Annotated in this window: 19 protein-coding genes; 12 read left to right on the top strand and 7 right to left on the bottom strand. The window is 53.0% G+C overall.

What is annotated here, in order from left to right; genetic code table 11:
• Positions 1 to 44: 44 nt before the first annotated feature.
• The 4 genes from xylE to malE form a co-directional block, all read right to left on the bottom strand.
• Positions 45 to 1,520 carry a D-xylose transporter XylE gene (xylE, locus tag SK35_RS22665; RefSeq protein ID WP_008786913.1) on the bottom strand — a complete coding sequence of 492 codons (1,476 nt, stop codon included), beginning with the start codon at positions 1,518 to 1,520 and terminating at the stop codon, positions 45 to 47.
• A gap of 324 nt (positions 1,521 to 1,844) precedes the next feature.
• Positions 1,845 to 2,735 (bottom strand): maltose ABC transporter permease MalG, encoded by an 891-nt coding sequence (malG, locus tag SK35_RS22660; RefSeq protein ID WP_003826575.1) that lies wholly within the window; start codon positions 2,733 to 2,735, stop codon positions 1,845 to 1,847.
• Between the two features lie 14 nt (positions 2,736 to 2,749).
• Positions 2,750 to 4,294 (bottom strand): maltose ABC transporter permease MalF, encoded by a 1,545-nt coding sequence (gene malF, locus SK35_RS22655; protein ID WP_048215136.1) that lies wholly within the window; start codon positions 4,292 to 4,294, stop codon positions 2,750 to 2,752.
• Positions 4,295 to 4,424: 130 nt separating this feature from the next.
• Positions 4,425 to 5,615 carry a maltose/maltodextrin ABC transporter substrate-binding protein MalE gene (gene malE / locus SK35_RS22650; protein ID WP_048215135.1) on the bottom strand — a complete coding sequence of 397 codons (1,191 nt, stop codon included), beginning with the start codon at positions 5,613 to 5,615 and terminating at the stop codon, positions 4,425 to 4,427.
• Between the two features lie 360 nt (positions 5,616 to 5,975).
• Here malE and malK point away from each other — a divergent pair, with 360 nt between their 5' ends.
• The 5 genes from malK (at position 5,976) to ubiA (ending at position 11,142) form a co-directional block, all read left to right on the top strand.
• Complete coding sequence (gene malK / locus SK35_RS22645; RefSeq protein WP_048215134.1) at positions 5,976 to 7,085, top strand: maltose/maltodextrin ABC transporter ATP-binding protein MalK; 1,110 nt, start codon at positions 5,976 to 5,978, stop codon at positions 7,083 to 7,085.
• A gap of 91 nt (positions 7,086 to 7,176) precedes the next feature.
• Entirely contained in the window at positions 7,177 to 8,517 is a 1,341-nt protein-coding gene (locus SK35_RS22640; protein ID WP_048215133.1) for a maltoporin, read from the top strand.
• Between the two features lie 113 nt (positions 8,518 to 8,630).
• A complete protein-coding gene (malM, locus tag SK35_RS22635) occupies positions 8,631 to 9,578 on the top strand; it encodes a maltose operon protein MalM (RefSeq protein WP_048215132.1) in 948 nt (315 codons plus the stop codon).
• 180 nt (positions 9,579 to 9,758) lie between these two features.
• A complete protein-coding gene (gene ubiC, locus SK35_RS22630; protein WP_032942095.1) occupies positions 9,759 to 10,256 on the top strand; it encodes a chorismate lyase in 498 nt (165 codons plus the stop codon).
• Positions 10,257 to 10,269: 13 nt separating this feature from the next.
• Positions 10,270 to 11,142, top strand: a complete 873-nt coding sequence (ubiA, locus tag SK35_RS22625; protein ID WP_003826589.1) for a 4-hydroxybenzoate octaprenyltransferase — start codon at positions 10,270 to 10,272, stop codon at positions 11,140 to 11,142.
• Between the two features lie 55 nt (positions 11,143 to 11,197).
• Here the strand turns inward: ubiA and plsB are convergent, their stop codons facing one another.
• Positions 11,198 to 13,618 carry a glycerol-3-phosphate 1-O-acyltransferase PlsB gene (gene plsB / locus SK35_RS22620; protein WP_008786919.1) on the bottom strand — a complete coding sequence of 807 codons (2,421 nt, stop codon included), beginning with the start codon at positions 13,616 to 13,618 and terminating at the stop codon, positions 11,198 to 11,200.
• 170 nt (positions 13,619 to 13,788) lie between these two features.
• On the opposite strand from plsB, the gene SK35_RS22615 reads away from it, so the two are divergent.
• From SK35_RS22615 to SK35_RS22600, 4 genes are all read left to right on the top strand, one after another.
• Positions 13,789 to 14,157 carry a diacylglycerol kinase gene (locus tag SK35_RS22615; RefSeq protein ID WP_048215131.1) on the top strand — a complete coding sequence of 123 codons (369 nt, stop codon included), beginning with the start codon at positions 13,789 to 13,791 and terminating at the stop codon, positions 14,155 to 14,157.
• Between the two features lie 109 nt (positions 14,158 to 14,266).
• Positions 14,267 to 14,875, top strand: coding sequence for a transcriptional repressor LexA (lexA, locus tag SK35_RS22610; RefSeq protein ID WP_003826596.1), 609 nt, complete (start codon positions 14,267 to 14,269; stop codon positions 14,873 to 14,875).
• A 131-nt stretch (positions 14,876 to 15,006) separates the two neighbouring features.
• A complete protein-coding gene (dinF, locus tag SK35_RS22605; protein WP_048215130.1) occupies positions 15,007 to 16,326 on the top strand; it encodes an MATE family efflux transporter DinF in 1,320 nt (439 codons plus the stop codon).
• A 136-nt stretch (positions 16,327 to 16,462) separates the two neighbouring features.
• A complete protein-coding gene (locus SK35_RS22600; RefSeq protein ID WP_003031706.1) occupies positions 16,463 to 16,672 on the top strand; it encodes a CsbD family protein in 210 nt (69 codons plus the stop codon).
• Positions 16,673 to 16,720: 48 nt separating this feature from the next.
• On the opposite strand, the gene zur is transcribed toward SK35_RS22600, so the two are convergent.
• Positions 16,721 to 17,239 carry a zinc uptake transcriptional repressor Zur gene (zur, locus tag SK35_RS22595; RefSeq protein WP_003031709.1) on the bottom strand — a complete coding sequence of 173 codons (519 nt, stop codon included), beginning with the start codon at positions 17,237 to 17,239 and terminating at the stop codon, positions 16,721 to 16,723.
• Between the two features lie 115 nt (positions 17,240 to 17,354).
• Between zur and SK35_RS22590 the strand changes: the two genes are divergently transcribed.
• The 3 genes from SK35_RS22590 (at position 17,355) to pspG (ending at position 19,325) form a co-directional block, all read left to right on the top strand.
• Positions 17,355 to 17,843: a cupin domain-containing protein gene (locus tag SK35_RS22590; protein WP_003031710.1), complete on the top strand. Its 489-nt coding sequence runs from the start codon at positions 17,355 to 17,357 to the stop codon at positions 17,841 to 17,843.
• Between the two features lie 107 nt (positions 17,844 to 17,950).
• The gene (dusA, locus tag SK35_RS22585; RefSeq protein ID WP_048215129.1) at positions 17,951 to 18,949 is read left to right on the top strand and encodes a tRNA dihydrouridine(20/20a) synthase DusA; all 999 of its coding nucleotides are present in this window, start codon (positions 17,951 to 17,953) and stop codon (positions 18,947 to 18,949) included.
• A gap of 133 nt (positions 18,950 to 19,082) precedes the next feature.
• Positions 19,083 to 19,325 carry an envelope stress response protein PspG gene (pspG, locus tag SK35_RS22580; RefSeq protein ID WP_003031713.1) on the top strand — a complete coding sequence of 81 codons (243 nt, stop codon included), beginning with the start codon at positions 19,083 to 19,085 and terminating at the stop codon, positions 19,323 to 19,325.
• A gap of 179 nt (positions 19,326 to 19,504) precedes the next feature.
• Here pspG and SK35_RS22575 read toward each other — a convergent pair whose 3' ends face one another.
• Positions 19,505 to 20,488: a quinone oxidoreductase gene (locus SK35_RS22575; RefSeq protein ID WP_008786924.1), complete on the bottom strand. Its 984-nt coding sequence runs from the start codon at positions 20,486 to 20,488 to the stop codon at positions 19,505 to 19,507.
• Positions 20,489 to 20,497 lie beyond the last annotated feature (9 nt).

The raw sequence follows: 20,497 nt of genomic DNA, 5'->3' as shown, positions 1-20,497 counted from the left end.
AGACAACACGCCGCAATCGGGCTGCGGCGTGTTGCAGGTCAGGATTACTGCGCAGAGGCAGGCTGGGTTTTCTCTGCGGCGGGTTCCCACAGTTCTTCAAGTTCTTCCAGCGTTTTGCCTTTGGTTTCCGGTACAAACTTCCACATAAACAGCGCCGCCAGAATACCCATACAACCGTAAATCCAGTAGGAGAAACCGTTGTGAAAATGGGAAACCAGCCACGAATTTTTGTCCATCATCGGGAAGGTCCAGGAGACGAAATAGTTCGCCAGCCATTGTGCGGCCACCGCAATGGCGAGCGCTTTGCCGCGAATCGCATTGGGGAAGATTTCTGCCAGCAGCACCCAGCAAACCGGTCCCCAGGACATGGCGAATGCGGCGACGTAAAACAGCATCGACAGCAGTGCAACCAGCCCGGAAGCCTGGGTATAAAACGCGGTACCGAGGCTGAACATACCGATGGCCATGCCCAGAGCGCCAATAATCTGCAGCGGTTTGCGACCAAATTTATCCACCGTCATAATCGCCAGCACGGTAAAGCTCAGGTTGATCACGCCAACAATGATGGTCTGTAACAGCGCCACATCGGTGCTGGCTCCCAGCGTTTTAAACACCTCTGGGGCGTAGTAGAGCACGACGTTAATACCGACGAATTGCTGGAAGATAGACAGCATTACGCCGATGACGATAACGCCTGCGCCAAACATCAGCAGGCGACCACCGGTTTTACGACCATGGTCCAGAGACTGATTGATCTCCTGCATGGCCTGGGTGGCGAGGGTGCTGCCCATAATTTTGCGCAGAATACCTTCCGCCTGCTCGTGTCTGCCACGCGCCATTAGCCAGCGCGGGCTTTCTGGCACGGTGTACAGCAGCAGTAAAAACAGCAGGGCGGGAATACTTTCGGACGCAAACATATAGCGCCAGCCATCGGTATTCAACCAGTTAGCGTCGCCAGAACGGGCGATAAAATAGTTAACGCAATACACCAACAGTTGACCAAAAATAATGGCGAATTGGTTAAATGACACCAATTTTCCACGAATATGTGCGGGTGCCAGTTCAGCAATATACATTGGTGAGAGCATTGAGGCTAAACCTACGCCAATACCACCAATGATACGATAAATAACAAATTCGGGAACGTATCCGGCCAAATAAACAGGTACGGCGTTATCTGGATTAATAGTTGTAAAACCTAATTCTGGCCAGGCGGAACCAATACCGGAAATAAAGAACAGCAGAGCCGCGATTTTCAGCGAGTCCCGGCGGCCAAACCGGTTACTGCAATAGCCGCCCAGTGCACCGCCGATGATGCAGCCTATCAACGCACTGGCGACGCAAAAGCCCAACAGCGAGTTGGCGGCGGATTCACTTAAATGTTGTGGCGCGACAAACACGGTATTCAGGGATTCTACCGTACCGGATATGACCGCAGTGTCGTAGCCGAATAATAGCCCTCCTAACGTTGCCACTAATGTAATCGAAAAAATATAACTGGAATTATATTGAGAGTTCATTCAGACCTGCCTTAGAGGATACAGCTCTTTTGATCAGTGTCGTGATGGTGAATTTAACAGGCAGGGAAGACAATTATCATTTTTTACATTGCAATTACGTTTTGTCTTTTCTGTGATCTTAATTCTGTTTAATTTATCTATATTCAGACAGGAAATAGAATTGCAGTGATGGAGAGCACGAAAGGAAATAATCGTAACAGTGATGCAAAATAACATAAAAAAAGGGCGCTCCGTAGAGCGCCGAATAACAGTCACAGGTTGGGATAACATAAGTTGAGGGTTGCAGTGGCATTGCCCGTTGCCGGGCAGGTACTTCGGTAAAACTTAACCTTTCACACCACCCGCGGTCAGACCGTTGACTAGCCAGCGCTGCGCCAGCAAGAACACCAGAGTGATCGGAATAGCGGAAAGTACAGCCGCGGCGGCAAAGTCGCCCCACAAATAGTTCTGTGGGTTGAGGTACTGCTGCATACCTACCGCAAGGGTATAGCTGTTCACATCACGCAGCAGCAGTGACGCGACCGGTACTTCGGTAATAGCGGCAATGAAAGACAGAATAAACACGACCGCCAGAATCGGAACGGAAAGCGGCAGCAGCACCAGGCGGAATGCCTGCCACGGTGTAGCGCCATCCAGCGCGGCCGCTTCTTCCAGTGAGCCGTCGATAGTTTCGAAATAGCCCTTAATCGTCCACACGTGCAGCGCGATACCGCCAAGATAGGCGAAGATCACGCCGCCGTGCGTGTTCAGGCCGATAAACGGAATGTACTGGCCCAGGCGATCAAACAAAGCATACAACGCGACCAGAGACAGTACCGCCGGGAACATCTGGAAAATCAGCATCCCTTTCAGCAGGGTTGCTTTGCCCGGGAAACGCATACGAGCAAAGGCGTAAGCACAGGTAGTGGAAAGCGTCACGATACCGATCGCGGTAATGCTGGCCACTTTCACCGAGTTCCACAGCCATAACAGTACCGGGAACGGCGGTGGCGTCACGCGGCCATCCGCGTGTTCAACGCTAAAGCCCAGCGCCAGTTTCCAGTGTTCCCAGGAGATGTTTTCCGGGATCAGGCTGCCGGTGGCAAAGTTACCTTCGCGCAGCGAGATAGCGATAACCATCAGCAGCGGGAACATGATCGCCGCGATAAAAATCAGCAGCCCTAAGTGCGTTGCGAATAAACGTAACTTTTGTGATTTCGGTTGGACCATAGCCATTGTCGTTATCTCCCTTAATCAAACTTCATACGTGTGGCTTTCAGGTTCACAATCGCCAGCGCACCAACCAGCAGGAAGATCAGCGTGGCAATCGCCGCCGCCAGACCGAAGTCCTGACCACCGCCGCCTTCAAAGGCGATACGGTAGGTGTAGCTCACGAGCAGGTCGGTATAACCGGCTGGTGTGGTGGTACCAAGACGGTCCGGTCCACCGTTGGTCAACAGCTGAATCAGCACGAAGTTGTTAAAGTTAAAGGCGAAGCTGGCGATCATCAGCGGCGTCAGCGGCTTAATCAACAGCGGTAGCGTAATCTTAAAGAAGTTCTGGAACGGACCTGCGCCATCCATCGCCGAGGCTTCATATAGGTCGTCAGGAATCGCTTTCAGCAGACCCATGCACAGGATCATCATGTATGGATAACCGAGCCAGGTGTTGACGATAATAATCATCGAACGCGCGGTGGTTGGGTCGCTGAACCAGGCCGGTTTGATGCCAAACAGCGCGCTCAGCATCATGTTGATTTCACCAAAGCTCTGGTTGAATAAGCCCTTGAAAATCAGAATCGAGATAAACGACGGTACGGCATACGGAAGAATCAGCAGGACGCGGTAAATCGCTTTGCCTTTGAGAGACTCCCACTGTACGAGACAGGCCAGCACCATGCCCACGGCAACGGTCAAAATAACGGTCAGTACCGAGAAGACCACCGTCCAGACGAAGATGGCGAAGAATGGTTTCTGGATGCCTTCGTCGGTAAACACGCGGGTGAAGTTATCCCAGCCGATGGCAACGGTGTAGCCCGGGCTGAGTTTTTCGCTACCCCAGCTACCGTCAGCGTTAATCGCCTGATAATAACCAATATCGTTGTTGGCGCGGTATTTTACGCCGCTCTGGCTGTTGGTGAGTGTGCCGTCTTCAGTGAGCGTATAAAGTGGCTGCGTGCCGGAAAACTGGCGCAGCGAACTCATGGTAACTTTGCTTTCATCCGGCAGGATGGCGGTCAATTGGGTAAGCGCCTGGCGATTCTGCGTGATGATACGCAGCGTTGCACGTTCGCCTGCCGGTAGCGCCTCGGCTTCTTTCAGTTGCAGTTTCTGCTCGCCGCCAAATTTAAAGGCGTCAGAAAGGTAATTCTTGCCGGTTTCACCGTCGGTGAGGGCCAGTTGCCACTCATCACCCGCCGGATACAGGCCAAAGTTGTAGGTTTTCCCAGCCTGGTACGAACGATCCATCAGGACTTCCTGAGCACGTTCAAATGTCAGCTGGTTGGTACTGCTGTAGTTGGTAAAAGCAATGGCGATCGTACAAACCAGCGGAAACAGGACAAACAGCCCCATACCGGCAACGCCCGGGTAAACATAGCGCCAGGCATAGGCTTTACGGTTAGCGAAAATATACAGGCCAGCAGAGCTTAAAATCAGCGTCATGATGGCAAACAGGTACTCCCCCTGAGCGTACATCAAAACAACAAGGTAACCGACCAGCAGCCCAAGCAGACCCATCACTGACCATTTCAGCGTGTCGCTTTGCCACCAGTGTTTCTTTTTAATGACATCCATGGGGTTCAATCCTCAACAACAATGAAAACCTGTTGGTCAGCGTGCCTGATGGCGCTGCGCTTATCAGGCCTACATACCCTGTAGGCCGGATAAGGCATTTATGCCGCCATCCGGCACGTTCACAACTGCATTACTTGGTGATACGACCCTGCGCGTCCTTCAGTGCGGCATCGACGGTCTGACGGCCGCTGGCTGCGTTGATCACTGCGGTACGAACGGCATACCAGAATGCGGACATCTGTGGGATGTTCGGCATGATTTCGCCTTTCTGGGCGTTATCCATGGTGGCGGCGATACGTGGGTCTTTCGCTAACTGATCCTGGAAGGATTTCAGCGCAACGGCACCCAGCGGTTTGTCCTTGTTCACTTCATCCAGACCTTGATCGGTCAGCAGGTAGTTTTCGAGGAACTCTTTCGCCAGTTCTTTGTTCGGGCTGGCGGCGTTGATACCGGCGCTCAGAACGCCAACAAACGGTTTAGACGCTTTGCCTTTGAAGGTTGGCAGTAGCGTGACGCCGTAGTTGATTTTGCTCTTATCGATGTTGGACCACGCCCACGGACCGTTGATGGTCATCGCGGTATCGCCTTTGTTAAAGGCCGCTTCGGCGATGGAGTAATCGGTATCCGCGTTCATGTGTTTGTTCTTGATCAGATCAACCAGGAAGGTCAGACCCGCTTTCGCGCCAGCGCTATCCACGCCAACATCTTTCACGTCGTACTTGCCGTTTTCAAACTTGAACGCGTAACCACCGTCGGCGGCAATCAGCGGCCAGGTGAAGTACGGTTCTTGCAGGTTAAACATCAGCGCGGATTTACCTTTCGCCTTCAGCTCTTTATCCAGTGCAGGAATTTCTTCCCAGGTTTTCGGTGGATTTGGAACGAGGTCTTTGTTGTAAATCAGCGACAGCGCTTCAACCGCGATCGGGTAGGCAATCAGTTTGCCGTTATAGCGTACGGCATCCCAGGTGAACGGATAGAGCTTGTCCTGGAACGCTTTGTCAGGCGTGATTTCAGCCAGCAGGCCAGACTGAGCGTAGCCGCCAAAACGGTCATGCGCCCAGAAGATGATGTCCGGGCCGTCGCCGGTCGCGGCAACCTGCGGGAATTTCTCTTCCAGTTTGTCAGGGTGCTCAATAGTGACTTTGATCCCGGTGTCTTTCTCGAATTTTTTGCCCACTTCAGCGAGGCCGTTATAGCCTTTGTCGCCGTTAATCCAGATAACCAGCTTACCTTCTTCAATCTTGGCGAGAGCCGAGGCGGAAAACATCATCGTCGTTAATGCAGACAATGCGAGGATGCGTGCGCCAGTTTTGATTTTCATAGTTCCCATCCTGTTTGGTGATTTTGCAGAGGTGGCTTAACGGTTACTAGTTTCTTTATACGACAACCTCTTTCCATCCTCCTTACCCCTACGCCCCACCCGCTCTTTATGTGATCTGTGTTACATAAATGTGAGTATTGCGTACTGGCGCACATAAAAACCCACCGATTTTTGCAGGCTGCATCACGAAATTCCTCTGAGGCTGGTGGCCCGGGTCTCAGACGCAGCTCTCTCATCCTCCCGCCTCCTCCCCCATAAAAAAGCCGGGGGGTGGAGGATTCACGCAGTCAAGGGATCGCGCATAGTCAGCCCATCATGAATGTTGCTGTCGATGACAGGTTGTAACGAAGGGAGAAGGGCATGGCGAGCGTACAGCTACGAAATGTAACGAAAGCCTGGGGTGACGTGGTGGTATCGAAAGATATCAATCTCGACATTCACGAAGGGGAATTCGTGGTGTTTGTCGGACCGTCAGGCTGCGGTAAGTCGACCTTGCTGCGTATGATCGCCGGACTTGAAACCATCACCAGTGGTGACCTGTTTATCGGGGAGACCCGGATGAACGACATTCCACCCGCCGAACGCGGAGTGGGCATGGTATTTCAGTCCTACGCGTTGTATCCCCATTTGTCCGTCGCGGAGAACATGTCGTTCGGCCTCAAACTGGCCGGAGCGAAAAAAGAGGTGATGAACCAGCGCGTGAATCAGGTTGCGGAAGTTCTGCAACTGGCACACCTGCTGGAGCGTAAACCGAAAGCGCTTTCCGGTGGACAACGTCAGCGTGTGGCGATTGGCCGTACGCTGGTCGCCGAACCGCGCGTATTCCTGCTGGACGAACCACTGTCGAACCTTGACGCCGCTCTGCGCGTGCAGATGCGTATTGAAATCTCCCGCCTGCATAAACGTCTTGGCCGCACGATGATTTACGTCACCCATGATCAGGTCGAAGCGATGACGCTGGCCGACAAAATTGTGGTGCTGGATGCCGGTCGCGTAGCGCAGGTTGGTAAGCCTCTGGAACTGTATCACTACCCGGCTGACCGCTTTGTGGCGGGCTTCATTGGTTCACCGAAGATGAACTTCCTGCCGGTGAAAGTCACGGCAACGGCTATCGATCAGGTGCAGGTTGAACTGCCCAACCGCCAGCAAATATGGCTCCCGGTAGACAGCCATGCGGTACAGGTTGGCGCCAACATGTCTTTAGGTATCCGCCCGGAACATCTGCTGCCCAGCGATATCGCCGATGTCACCCTCGAAGGTGAAGTGCAGGTGGTCGAGCAGCTTGGTCACGAAACACAAATTCATATCCAGATCCCCGCCATCCGTCAAAACCTGGTTTACCGCCAGAACGACGTGGTGTTGGTAGAAGAGGGTGCCACATTCGCTATCGGCCTGCCGCCAGAGCGTTGCCATCTGTTCCGTGAGGATGGCACTGCATGTCGTCGGTTGCACCAGGAGCCAGGCGTTTAAGGTCCCCATAAAAAAACGAAACGCAAAACCATTCGCAGTTTTAGAAGGTGGCAGCGTTTAAAGAAAAGCAATGATCTCAGGAGATAGAACGATGATTACTCTGCGCAAACTTCCTCTGGCGGTTGCTGTAGCAGCAGGCATTATGTCTGTTCAGGCAATGGCTGTGGATTTCCATGGTTATGCTCGTTCCGGCATTGGCTGGACAGGTAGCGGCGGTGAACAACAATGTTTCCAGGCAACAGGTGCACAAAGTAAATACCGTCTTGGTAACGAATGTGAAACCTATGCGGAAATTAAATTAGGTCAGGAAGTGTGGAAAGAGGGCGATAAGAGTTTCTACTTCGACACTAACGTTGCCTACTCCGTTGCACAGCAAAATGACTGGGAAGGGACTGACCCGGCCTTCCGTGAAGCCAACGTGCAGGGTAAAAACCTGATTGAATGGCTGCCAGGCTCCACTATCTGGGCCGGTAAGCGCTTCTATCAGCGTCATGACGTCCACATGATCGACTTCTACTACTGGGATATTTCAGGTCCTGGTGCTGGTATTGAAAACATCGATCTGGGCTTCGGTAAACTATCTCTGGCAGCAACCCGTTCTCAGGAAGCGGGCGGTTCATACGCGTTCAGCAGCCAGAATATCTATGACCGTACCAAAGACACCGCGAACGATGTATTTGACGTTCGTTTAGCGCAGATGGCTACTAACCCGGATGGTATGTTGGAGCTGGGCGTCGACTACGGTCGTGCTAACACCACCGACGACTACAGCCTGGCAGACGGCGCATCTAAAGACGGTTGGATGTTCACCGCTGAACATACCCAGAGCATGCTGAAGGGCTACAACAAGTTTGTGGTTCAGTACGCGACAGATTCCATGACTACTCAGGGCAAAGGCCTGTCTCAAGGTTCCTACGGTTCATCTAGCATTACTATTGATGGCGTGAACTATGCCAACAATGTTGTGAATAACAACGGTAGCCTGTTCCGCGTGCTTGACCACGGTGCAATTTCCCTTGGCGACAAATGGGACCTGATGTACGTCGGTATGTACCAGAACCTCGATATGGATAACGACCTGGGGACCGAATGGTACACCGTCGGTATTCGCCCGATGTATAAATGGACGCCAATCATGAGCACCCTGCTGGAAGTCGGCTACGACAACGTCAAATCTCAGCAGACCAGCGATCGCAACAGCCAGTACAAAATCACCCTGGCTCAACAATGGCAGGCTGGCGACAGCATCTGGTCTCGTCCGGCAATCCGTGTCTTCGCAACCTATGCAAAATGGGATGAAGAGTGGGGTTACATCAAAAATGGTAACAACGTATCTAAATACGCAGCTGCAACGAACTCTGGTATCAGCACAACCAGCCGTGGCGACAGCGATGAGTGGTCCTTCGGTGCTCAGATGGAAATCTGGTGGTAATTCAGCACTAACCTGACGTAAAGACCGAAAGAGGGGCGCAAGCCCCTCTTGATTACGGTTTAGCGCGCTATTGCCTGGCCACCGCTGAACCCATGCTATCTGAGGTGATAACAATGAAAATGAAGAAAAGTCTCGTTGCCCTTTGTTTATCTGCAGGGTTATTTGCCAGCGCGCCTGGCATCAGCCTGGCCGATGTAAATATTGTTCCGCAGAACACCACCGCGGCCCCAGCAATTCCCACTGCTGCGCTGCAACAGTTAACCTGGACGCCGGTTGATCAATCTAAAACTCAGTCCACCCAGCTTGCCAATGCAGGTCAGCGTTTAGATGTTGCTGGTATTACTGGCCCTGTAGCGGCCTATAGCGTACCGGCGAACATTGGCGAACTGACCCTGACGCTGTCCAGTGAAGTCAACAAACAAACCAGCGTATTTGCGCCAAACGTCTTAATTCTTGACCAAAACATGACGCCATCTGCGTTCTTTCCCAGCAGCTATTTCACCTACCAGGAGCCCGGCGTGATGAGTGCCGATCGTCTGGAAGGCGTAATGCGTCTGACGCCAGCGCTGGGCCAGCAAAAACTGTATGTTCTGGTCTTTACCACAGATAAAGATCTCCAGCAGACCACGACCCTGCTCGACCCGGCGAAAGCTTATGCCAAGGGCGTCGGTAACGCTGTTCCCGATATTCCGGACCCGATCGCCCGCCACACCACCGATGGTCTGCTGAAACTGAAAGTCAAAACCAGCTCCTCCTCCAGCGTGCTGGTCGGGCCGCTGTTCGGTTCTTCCGGCCCTGGCCCTGTCACTGTCGGCAATACCGCAGCGCCTGCAGTGACTTATGCGGCTCCGGCGGCAGCCGTTGCCGCTCCAGCGCCGCAGCCGGTGAAGAAAAGCGAGCCAATGCTGAACGACACGGAAAGCTATTTTAATCAGGCGATTAAGGATGCAGTTGCAAAAGGCGATGTTGATAAAGCGCTGAAGCTGCTTGATGAAGCGGAACGTCTGGGATCCAAATCTGCCCGATCCACCTTTATCAGCAGTGTAAAAGGCAAGGGGTAAACATCTCCCCACATTGTTGATTTTGCAACAACTGGTGCGTCTCCTGGCGCACCTTTTTTTATCCTTCGGTGCGAATTGTTACACTTATGTTGCCCTACCGATCACTTAATCGTGTTTGCTCACCCCGTAATGCCTTTTCTGCGATACAATGCCTTTAGGTTATAAATCGGAGAGTAAGGCATGCCACACCCTGCGTTAACGCAACTGCGTGCGCTGCGTTATTTTGATGCGATTCCGGCGCTGGACGCCCAACTGCTCGACTGGTTGTTACTGGAAGATTCCATGACCAAACGTTTTGAGCAGCAGGGCAAAGAAGTCACCGTCACGTTGATTCGCGAAGCGTTCGTTGGGCAAAATGAGGTGGCTGAAGAACTGACTCTGCTGCCCAAAGAGTCCCGCTATTGGTTACGCGAAATCCTGTTATGCGCGGATGGTGAACCCTGGCTTGCCGGGCGTACCGTGGTGCCTGAATCAACCTTGTGCGGCCCTGAACTGGCCTTACAGAACCTGGGGAAAACCCCGCTCGGACGCTACCTGTTTACGTCATCGACATTGACCCGAGATTTTATTGAGATTGGCCGCGATGCAGCGCTGTGGGGGCGTCGTTCCCGCCTGCGGCTGAGCGGTAAGCCACTGATGCTTACCGAGCTTTTTCTGCCTGCGTCGCCGTTGTACTGAGAGGAAGATAAAGATGGAGTGGAGTCTGACGCAGAATAAGCTGCTGGCGTTTCACCGCTTGATGCGTACGGATAAGCCAATCGGCGCCTTACTGCTGCTCTGGCCTACGCTGTGGGCTCTGTGGGTGGCGACCCCAGGCATGCCGCAACTGTGGATTCTGGCGGTTTTTGTCGCTGGCGTTTGGTTAATGCGCGCCGCCGGATGCGTGGTGAATGATTATGCCGACAGGAAATTTGACGGGCACGTCAAACGCACCGCGAATCGACCGCTGCCGAGTGGGGCTGTCACCGAGAAAGAAGCCCGAACGCTGTTTGTGGTACTGGTGCTGCTGGCCTTCCTGCTGGTTTTGACCCTCAACACGATGACCATTTTGTTGTCCGTTGCGGCATTAGCATTAGCGTGGGTTTACCCGTTTATGAAGCGCTATACGCATCTGCCGCAGGTGGTGCTGGGGGCGGCGTTTGGCTGGTCGATCCCGATGGCGTTCGCCGCCGTGAGTGAATCCGTACCGCTGAGTTGCTGGCTGATGTTCCTTGCGAATATTCTCTGGGCGGTGGCCTATGATACGCAGTACGCCATGGTTGACCGGGATGATGACCTGAAGATCGGCATTAAATCGACCGCGATCCTGTTCGGTCAGAACGACAAGCTGATTATTGGTATTTTGCAGGTAGGCGTGCTGGTGCTGATGGCGCTGGTGGGCTGGTTAAACGGGTTGGGACTGGGCTATTACTGGTCTCTGTTGGTGGCGGGCGCGCTGTTTGTCTATCAGCAGAAACTGATCGTTAACCGTGAACGTGATGCCTGCTTTAAAGCGTTTATGAACAATAACTACGTCGGCCTGGTGCTGTTCTTAGGCCTGGCAATGAGCTACTGGCATTTTTGATTTTGGCTTAGCCTGCAAAATAAAAAACCGGTCATTCCGACCGGTTTTTTTATGCTTACTCGCCCTGAGTGGCGCTCTCGATGGTCAGACGCACATCTGACGTGACCAGTTCGGCCAGCATCTGATAGATCTTCATCGTCTCTTCCGGTTCGGCATCTCCGGTATCGCTGATGAATCCCTCGTCACGCAGCGTCAGCACCAGAGAGCTGAACACGGCTTTATCGAAGAATTCCGGCGCGTTAATGCCGTGCAGCACTGAGAGGCGTTGCGCCACGGTGCGGCTTTCTTTCTCCAGCGTGCCACGGTTGATGGACGGGTTCGCGCTCAGCAGCCAGAAGGTAATGGCGTAGCGCTGCAACGTCTCGCGAGCACCTGCCGCCAGCAGCTGTAGCGTGCGGGAGCGGGCTGGATTGATATGCAGTTCGTCATCGGTCAGGGTGATGAGTCCCTGGCGCTGCATTTCGCTGGCCAGTTCGTCAATCACCCCGGCAAGCTCATCACGCTCCCAGCGTAAGAACAGCTCCGCTTTTAACATCGGGTACAGCGCATCAATATGCTGCTGCAACGCGGCGCGTGAAATACGACGATGCTGAGTCACAATGGCTGCCATCAACGAAGGCAGAACCAGCATATGCGCAATGTTATTGCGGTAGTAGGTCATCAATACCGCCTGCTCGCGCGGCAGAATAATGATGTCACCGATAGTGTCTTTCTCGACCTCAAACTTGTTCATCTGCAAGGCGTGGTCGATCAGTTCACTGGCGCTCTGTGCCGGCACCGTCGAATCCGCAGCATACGGCACGTTGCGCAGCAGGCTCAGGTAGCAGTCGAGTTGTTCAGTCAGCTGTTCACGGGTCAGAGAGCGCTGGCGGGAGGCCAGTAAAGCAGTACAGCACAGGTTCATGGCGTTGGCCGCGCCTGCGTTGTTAATGCGCACCATCAAATCGGCGGCAATGTTATTCACCGTCGGCGTCAGCCAGGCCGGGCGGATAGACTCGATAGGGTCGATAGATTCACGCCACTCCGGCACATGCTGGTTGAGGTAAGTCATCAATGGCATTGGTTCACCAAAGTTGACGTAGCCCTGACCCAGGTTACGCAGCTTGCTTAAGCCACGCAGCATTTGCGGCAGGCTTTCTTTCTCTTTCGTCGCGCCACGCAGCTCTTTCGCGTAGGTGCCCACTTCCATAACGTGCTCATAGCCGATGTAAATAGGAACGAGGGTAATAGGGCGCGTACCGCCGCGCAGCATCGCCTGAATAGTCATCGACAGCGTGCCGGTTTTCGGGTCGAGCAGACGACCGGTACGTGAACGGCCCCCTTCGACAAAGTACTCAACCGAGTAACCGCGGCTGAACAGCTCGCCCAGGTATTCGCGGAAGACGGTGGAATAGAGCTTGTTGCCCTTGAAGGTACGACGAATAAAGAACGCGCCCAGACGGCGGAAAATCGGACCCGCTGGCCAGAAGTTCAGGTTGATACCGGCTGCGATGTGCGGCGGCACCAGACCCTGGTGGTACAGAACGTACGACAGCAGCATATAGTCCATATGGCTGCGGTGGCACGGAACGTACACGATTTCATGCCCATCGTGCGCCAACTGGCGTACACGTTCAGCATTGTGAACGTTAATCCCCTGATACAGACGGTTCCAGGTAAAGCCCAGAATACGGTCCGTCAAACGAATCATTTCGTAGGAGAAGTTGGCGGCAATCTCTTCCATCAGCGCAATGGCATTTTGCTGCGCTTTTTCGTGGGAGATTTTTTTACTGCGCGCTTCATCTTCTACCGCACGAGCGATCGCTTTTGAAGCTAACAGCTTATTAAACAGATCCTGGCGGGCAGGGAGGCGCGGGCCGACAGCGGCCAGGCGCTGGCGAGCAAAGTGCATACGCGCCACGCGTGCCAGCTTCTGAGCGATGATCTTATCCGTACCATGTTCATCCGCCATACGGCGCAGAGAGACCGACGGGGAGAAGCGGACAAAACTGTCGCGACCCAGCCAGGACACCGCAAAGAATTTCTGTACGCCGTTTAGCATACGTAACGGCGGATTGACCTCGCCTTTTTCACGCCCTGGCGCACGGCCAAACATCACCGAAACTGGCACCATCTGCACATCCAGATCCGGATTGCTGCGATGCAAGTCGAGATAGTTGTGGAACAGCTTGATGGACTCTTCTTTCGGCGTGTAATAGGTGAATACACGCGGACCGCCGTGAATAAACACGTAGCGCGGTAACAGCGTTCCGTCTATCTCTAGTGGTTCCAGGGGATCGGGGAGGTCGTGCACCAGACATTGGGCACGCAGCGTCAGCAAGTCAGCTTTCGAATTGTACGGTAGGACGTACATAATGGGACGCGAAGTATCGAGTCCCAATTCCGGAGCAGGTTCTGCTGGAATAGACTTGCTTTTTACCAGGACGCTTAATGGTAAATTCAGTAATTTGTAGTAAATTCGTGGCCAGCCGGACATAAACGATGTAAAGCCTCTGGTTAATAATGCAAATGCGCTGCAAGGATATCAGAAAGTTTAGTGAATTTCTGTGGTATCCGGTCATACTTCGCGCTGCTTTGCCACACCCTGAACAAACGGGGTAACGTTACAATGACATTGACGCTAATAATGTAAAAAGGTTCTTTTTGATGGCCAATAATACCACTGGATTCACCCGAATTATCAAAGCTGCAGGTTATTCCTGGAAAGGTTTTCGCGCCGCATGGATTAATGAGGCGGCATTCCGTCAGGAAAGTATTGCTGTCCTGCTGGGCGTCGCCATCGCCTGCTGGCTGGATGTTGATGCAATTACCCGCGTGTTGTTGATTGGTTCTGTGATGCTGGTGATGATCGTTGAAATCCTCAACAGTGCGATTGAAGCGGTGGTTGATCGTATTGGTTCTGAGTACCACGAACTTTCCGGCCGGGCGAAAGATATGGGGTCGGCTGCGGTATTGCTGTCTATTTTTGTCGCTCTAATCACTTGGGGCATCCTGTTGTGGTCGCATTTGCGATAAGGCTTCCACAACTGCATAAATCTCCTGTTTTTTGTGCAGTTTGCGGTTCCAAAATCGCCTTTAGCTGTATATACTCACAGCATAACTGTATATACACCCAGGGGGCGTAATGAAAGCGTTAACGGCCAGGCAACAAGAGGTGTTTGATCTCATTAGAGATCACATCAGCCAGACAGGTATGCCACCGACGCGTGCGGAGATCGCGCAGCGTTTGGGGTTCCGTTCCCCAAACGCAGCTGAAGAACACCTGAAAGCGCTGGCGCGTAAAGGTGTGCTGGAAATTGTATCCGGCGCATCGCGCGGTATTCGACTGTTGCAGGAAGAAGAAGAAGGGTTACCGCTTGTGGGGCGCGTGGCAGCCGGTGAGCCACTTCTGGCGCAGCAGCACATCGAAGGCCACTATCAAGTCGATCCTTCACTGTTCAAACCGAACGCCGATTTTCTTCTGCGCGTTAGCGGTATGTCGATGAAAGATATCGGGATTATGGACGGTGATTTACTCGCTGTGCATAAAACCCAGGACGTGCGTAACGGCCAGGTTGTTGTTGCCCGTATTGATGACGAAGTTACGGTTAAGCGCCTGAAAAAGCAGGGAAACAAGGTTGAACTCCTGCCAGAAAACAGCGAATTCAAACCTATCGTTGTCGACCTGCGCGAACAAAACTTCACTATTGAAGGGCTGGCAGTAGGCGTCATCCGTAACGGTGAATGGCTGTAATTTTCTGTTGAATCCCTGTAGGCCGGATAAGACGATGACGTCGCCATCCGGCAACGTGCCCGGTAGCGCTGCGCTTGCCGGGCCTGCATCACATTATCCAGTACGTCTAACTTCTTCTCAGGCCCTCCTGTATGCCTTTCTTTACCTCTTCTGATAAAGCACTCTGGCACCTCGCCTTACCCATGATCTTTTCCAATATCACCGTTCCCCTGCTGGGACTGGTGGATACCGCGGTGATTGGTCATCTGGATAGTCCGGTCTATCTTGGCGGTGTTGCGGTTGGTGCTACGGCAACCAGTTTTCTTTTTATGCTGCTGCTTTTTTTGCGCATGAGCACCACCGGTCTTACCGCCCAGGCATTTGGTGCGAAAAATCCGCAGGCGCTGGCGCGCGCACTGGTGCAGCCGCTCATGCTGGCGCTGGGGGCGGGGTTGCTTATCGCACTGTTTCGTACGCCGATTATCGATCTGGCTCTGCACATTGTTGGCGGAAGTGAAGCGGTACTGGAGCAGGCCCGACGTTTCCTCGAAATTCGCTGGTTAAGCGCACCCGCCTCGCTGGCGAATCTGGTGCTACTCGGCTGGCTGCTTGGTGTTCAGTATGCGCGTGCGCCGGTTATCCTATTGATTGTCGGCAATATTCTCAACATTGTGCTTGATATATGGCTGGTGATGGGCCTGCATATGAACGTGCAGGGTGCGGCACTGGCAACGGTGATTGCTGAATATGCCACCTTGCTGATCGGCCTGATGATGGTGCGCAAAGTCCTGCATATGCGCGGAATTTCGCTGGCAATGCTGAAGCAGGCGTGGCGTGGCAACTTCCGCCGTTTGCTGGCGCTTAACCGTGACATCATGTTGCGCTCGCTGCTGCTGCAGCTCTGTTTTGGCGCTATCACGGTGCTGGGTGCGCGTCTGGGAGGCGATATCATTGCGGTTAATGCCGTTCTAATGACTCTGCTAACCTTTACCGCCTACGCGCTGGATGGATTTGCCTATGCCGTGGAAGCGCATTCGGGCCAGGCCTATGGGGCGCGAGATGGTAGCCAGTTGCAGGACGTCTGGCGGGCGGCCTGCCGACAGTCCGGTATTGTGGCTATTTTGTTTTCGCTGGCTTATGCCCTGTTTGGCGAGCAGATTGTTGCGCTGCTGACCTCGCTGCCGCAGATCCAACAGCTGGCCGATCGCTATCTTTTCTGGCAGGTGGTGTTACCGCTGGTGGGTGTCTGGTGTTATCTGCTCGACGGAATGTTTATTGGCGCGACGCGCGCGGCAGAAATGCGCAACAGTATGGCCGTTGCCGCCACAGGATTCGCATTAACGCTGCTGACTTTGCCGTGGCTGGGAAATCATGGCTTGTGGTTGGCGTTAACCGTTTTCCTGGCGTTGCGCGGGCTTTCACTGGCCTTTATCTGGCGACGTCACTGGCGTAATGGAACCTGGTTTGCCTGAGCGGGATGGTTAAAAATTCCGAATAGTAAATAAAACCCAGAATCACTGACTACACTTATTCTCACGTCCAGCAAAAACAGCATGTGTCTGGACATGGCACTCTCGCTATTCACAACCTAACGATGAGGACTTGATGATGAATAAAGACGAAGTCGGCGGCAACTGGAAGCAGTTTAAAGGTAAAGTGAAAGAGCAATGGGGCAAACTGACCGATGATGATATGACGGTCATTGAAGGTAAACGTGACCAACTGGTCGGTAAAGTCCAGGAGCGTTACGGTTACGCGAAAGATCAGGCGGAGAAAGAAGTTAACGATTGGGAAAAACGTAATGATTACCGCTGGTAATTAACCCTTCCCTCCTGAGAGTACAAGGATGTACGCTCTCCCGCTTACCTAGCGCCCAACTTTCTTCTTCACCTGAATCGTATGGTCATGCTGGCACTCGCCAGGATGGCGGCAAGATTCAACTTCCACACAGGCCGGACACAGCCCGTGGGCTTCAATAACGTTATGCCGCAGTGCAAAGCCCATTTTTGCCGCCAGCGTATGCATAATGTCTTCCACGCCTTCCGCACACTCTTCTTTTACCACGCCACAGCGGTCGCAAATGAACATTGCGGAACTGTGGGTTGGCTGATCGAACAGATGACAAAGCACATAGCTGTTGGTGGATTCCACCTTGTGCACGAAACCTTGTTCCAGCAGAAAATCGAGCGCACGATATACGGTAGGTGGCTTAGCCTGCGGCTCAGTTTCCCGCAACAGGTCGAGCAGGTCATAGGCGCTGATCGCACCTTCCTGCAGGCTCATCAGGCGCAGTACTTCGAGGCGTTGTGGCGTAAGCCGCACGTTGCGTTGCGCGCAGAGTTTTTCAGCTTGAGCCAATAACTCTTGCGTAGTGGTTTTGTCCATTTGGCGCCTCGATTTGCGTGGAAGGTTAATCCCTTACTTTAACATGTTCTGCTTAAAACGCCGAGATCCACCATGGTGTGCTATACCTGACGCATCGCAATACTGGAAAATAACCATGAAAAGACCCGATTGTATTCGCCACTGGCGTGAGGTTGAGGGGGCTGATGACTCCACTTATCCTGACAGCGATGAGCTATTTGCTATTGGCGCGCCGCTTGCCCGCAAGTTGGGGTTAGGACGACTCGGCATTCATCATGAACGCCTGCCGCCGGGTCGGCGCACGTCGTACCCGCACGCCGAAAGCGATGAGGAAGAATTTATCTACGTGCTGGAAGGTTATCCTGAGGCCTGGATTAACGGGTATTTATGGAAGCTGGAACCGGGTGACAGCGTCGGTTTCCCGGCAGGTACAGGCGTGTGCCATACCTTTATCAATAACACCAGTGAAGAGGTGCGCCTGTTAGTCGTGGGTGAGGCGAACAAAAAATACAACCGCATTTATTATCCGCTTAACCCGGTCTATGCCGCTACACGTGAGGATCGCTGGGTCGACCATCCGCCGCAGTTTTTTGGATCTCACGACGGAAAACCGGGGCGTAAATAGCTTTTGTTTAGGGTCAGGGGGAGTGAGCCGCGAGGATGTGGCTCACTATCGTAACGGTCTATGCTATAGTAGCGCCCCTTTTTTAACCGGATGCTTGAATATTCGCCATGCTGCCTGAATCTCAGTCTACCGCTTTTCCCGCTCATCGTTTTTCTATCGCGCCGATGCTCGACTGGACGGACAGACACTGCCGCTACTTTTTGCGCTTACTGTCCAGCCAGACGCTGCTCTATACGGAGATGGTAACCACTGGGGCAATCATTCATGGTAAAGGCGATTATCTGGCGTATAGCGAAGAAGAACATCCGGTCGCATTGCAACTGGGCGGGAGCGATCCTGCGGCGCTGGCGCAGTGCGCAAAGCTCGCTGAACAGCGGGGCTACGACGAAATTAACCTCAACGTGGGTTGTCCTTCCGACCGCGTACAGAATGGCATGTTCGGCGCCTGCCTGATGGGGAATGCGCAACTGGTCGCCGATTGCGTCAAAGCAATGCGCGACGTGGTGTCGATTCCGGTTACGGTGAAAACTCGTATCGGCATTGATGACCAGGACAGCTACGAATTCCTCTGCGATTTCATCAACACGGTATCTGGCAAAGGCGAATGTGAGATGTTTATCATTCACGCCCGCAAGGCCTGGCTGTCAGGGTTAAGCCCGAAAGAAAACCGCGAAATTCCACCGCTGGATTATGACCGTGTTTATCAGTTAAAGCGCGATTTTCCGCATCTGACGATGTCGATCAACGGCGGCATTAAATCGTTGGAAGAAGCGAAAATTCATCTGCAACATATGGATGGCGTGATGGTGGGGCGTGAGGCGTATCAAAACCCAGGCATTCTGGCGTCCGTTGACCGCGAGATTTTTGCAGCTACCACCAAAGATTCCGATCCAGTCGCCGTGGTGCGTGCCATGTACCCGTATATTGAGCGTGAACTGAGTAAGGGAACCTATTTGGGACATGTGACACGCCATATGTTGGGGCTGTTTCAGGGTATTCCCGGTGCGCGCCAGTGGCGTCGTTACCTGAGCGAGAATGCACATAAAGCCGGGGCAGATATTAACGTTCTGGAGCACGCGCTGAAGCTGGTGGCAGACAAGCGTTAAGTTTTCACCAAAAGTTAGTTAATTTCACCACGCCCTGCGCTTTGTCGCGGGGCGTTTTCTTTATAAATCAAAGCATTATTTTTGGCATGTTTCTTGTAAAGCAATGGAGAGAATTTCATTTCGGGAGAGAGCCATGCTGGAACTACTTTTTGTGATTGGATTTTTTATCATGCTGATGGTCACCGGCGTATCTTTGCTGGGCGTTCTGGCCGCATTGGTCGTAGCCACCGCCGTGATGTTTCTGGGCGGACTATTTGCCTTGATGATTAAACTGTTGCCCTGGCTGCTACTGGCTGTTGCCGTGGTGTGGGTGATCAAGGCGATAAAAGCGCCAAAAGTCCCACAGTATCAGCGCAATAACCGCCGGTTTTACTAAGGTATTGAGCGGTACGTCACAACCTGCAACATTGCCTTTAGAACCAAATAGGAATTGATTATCAAATCTGTCACTATTGCCAGGTTAACGAATTCATCGAGCTGTACCCTACATACAGCCGAACTAAAAAAAGAAAGGGCTTCCTGCGGGAAGCCCTAATTCTTTCTTTCCCCGTCATCTTAAGGAATTAGCAAACTCGATCCCTGAGTGGCACGGCTTTCCAGTACTTCATGAGCACGCTGTGCATCGTGCAGTGCGAATGTTTGACCAGGCGCGACATCCACTTTGATCACTCCGCTGGCAATCAGCGAGAAAAGCTCATTGCTGGCTTCGGTTAATTCGCGGTGATTGGTGATGTAACCCTGTAGAGAAGGACGGGTCACGTAGAGCGAACCTTTCTGGTTCAGAATGCCTAAGTTCACGCCAGTAACCGGCCCTGAAGCATTACCAAAGCTGACCATTAGTCCCCGGCGCTGCAAACAATCCAGCGAGGCTTCCCATGTATCTTTCCCCACCGAGTCATACACCACCCGCACTTTTTTACCGCCAGTTACCTCTTTCACTCGCTCAACAATGCTCTCTTCACGATAGTTAATGACCTGCCATGCACCAGCCTGCAGTGCAATTTGCGCTTTTTGCGCACTGCCGACGGTACCAATCAGCTTCGCACCCAATGCTTTTGCCCACTGGCAGGCAATCATACCGACGCCACCTGCGGCTGCGTGGAATAAAAACGGCTCATCAGGTTGAATTTCATAGGTTTTACGTAACAGATAAAAAACGGTTAGCCCTTTAAGAAACGAGGCGGCAGCTTGTTCAAACGAGATAGCGTTAGGCAGGATGGCGGCTTTATCGGCCGGAACGTTATGCACTGAACTGTAGGCGCCAAGAGCAGACTGGGCGTACACCACGCGATCGCCAGCTTTAATGTGTGTTACTTTGCTGCCAACTTTGCTGACTACGCCGGCGGCTTCGGTACCCAGCCCGCTGGGCAGAGATGGCGGCGGATAAAGACCACTGCGGATGTAGGTGTCGATATAGTTGATCCCAATCGCTTTGTTCTCGACCTGGATTTCGTTTTCCGCCGGGTCTACGGGCGTAAACTCCACCGCCTTGAGTACATCAGGGCCACCATGTTTGTGAAATTCAATACGTGTTGCCATGCTTCCTCC

The organism is Citrobacter sp. MGH105 (assembly GCF_001037485.2).
Taxonomy (GTDB): Bacteria; Pseudomonadota; Gammaproteobacteria; order Enterobacterales; family Enterobacteriaceae; genus Citrobacter; species Citrobacter portucalensis.
This window is presented reverse-complemented; position numbering and strand designations above follow the sequence as displayed.